We start from the raw sequence: 1,438 nt of genomic DNA on the forward strand, positions 1-1,438 counted from the left end.
GTGAACTGCTCCCCATTAGTTGGACTGAGAAATCAGTTACCTACTAGTGGGGAGCAGTTGTATGCATACACGTAGTTCGTTGTCGGCGGGGCAGCGGGAAGAATTGGTGGCCCTTTTCGAGCAGGGTTGTAGTTACTGGGCTGCAGCGCATCATGTCGGTGTTGGTGTTTATCCAGTTCGCGCTTTGTTTCGTCGGTTCTTGCTCCATGGCAAGCTGTGTCTTGTGGAAAAGCCTTCAAAGCAGCAGTACTCCTTCGAGATCAAAAAGGAAGTTGTCCAACGCCATCTCACTGGCGAGTCAAAGATGAGTCTTGCCCGTGAGTTTGGCCTGTCGTCAGACCAAGTGGTTGGATATTGGTCGCGGAAATGGCGCAAAGGCGGCGATGACGCCTTAAAACCGAAGCCGAAGGGCAGGCCTAAAGGTTCAGCTAAGCCGAAAGTGCTTTCTGAAGAAGATAAGCTACGTCGCGAAAACGAACGGTTGCGGGCCGAAAATGCCTACCTAAAAAAATTGCGGGACTTGAGGAATCAGGGACGCGCCTGAAAGTCCAAGCGATCGTCATCCTCAAGTCTCACCACCGCTTGGAGTACCTCCTAGAGGCAGCCGGTATGCCGCGGGCGACATTCTTCTACCACCAGAAACGACTCAGCGAGCCAGATAAGCACGCTGCGATCAAGGACGCTATCCGGGAAAGCTTCGAGGTTAACAAACATCGCTACGGCTACCGGCGAGTGTTGCTGGACCTGCGCAACAAGGGCTGGGTGGTCAACCACAAACTCGTTTACAAACTCATGCGCCAGATGGGGCTTCGGGCCAAGATCCGCCAACGCAGACCGTATATTTCCTACGCAGGAACTAAAAGTCGCATTGCTGACAACAAGCTTGACCGCAAGTTCACCCCAGACACGCCAAACACCGTCTTTGTCAGCGACGTCACCGAGTTCAGGGTCGCAGGCCGAAAAGTGTATTTGTCACCGGTGATGGACTTGTTCGACCGCTCAATCGTCGCTTACACCGTGGCTACATCGCCGACGGCAGCGTTTACCGCCGAATCCTTGACTAAGGCGATTGCAGCCTGCACGCCGAAGCCTGGGTGGATGATGCACACCGATCAAGGCTTCCAGTACCAGCATTCCTCCTGGCGTAACCTGATCAGTGACAACGGCGGTGTCCAGTCAATGTCGCGAAAAGCCAACTGCTACGACAACGCAGTAATGGAGAACTTCTTTGGCCACTTGAAAACCGAGATGTACCACGGAGAAGTCTTCGACACCGTCGAGGACTTTAACCAAGCCATCGAAGACTACATCCAGTGGTACAACACCGAACGCATCCAACAACGACTCAAGGGCCTGACCCCGATGCACTATCGGAATCAGGCCCTTGAGTCCCTCACCGCCTAGAATTAAACCAGTCCAACTTTTGGGGGCCAGTTCA

Annotated in this window: 1 pseudogene; it reads left to right on the plus strand. The window is 53.6% G+C overall.

Features of this window, described 5'->3' with window-relative positions:
* Nucleotides 1–214: 214 nt before the first annotated feature.
* Nucleotides 215–1,404 (plus strand): annotated as a pseudogene (locus HMPREF2802_RS11935) (IS3 family transposase); the annotation flags it as partial.
* Between the last annotated feature and the right edge of the window lie 34 nt (nt 1,405–1,438).

Origin of the sequence: Staphylococcus sp. HMSC071G07 (assembly GCF_001811435.1) — a bacterium.
Taxonomy (GTDB): Bacteria; Bacillota; Bacilli; order Staphylococcales; family Staphylococcaceae; genus Staphylococcus; species Staphylococcus pettenkoferi.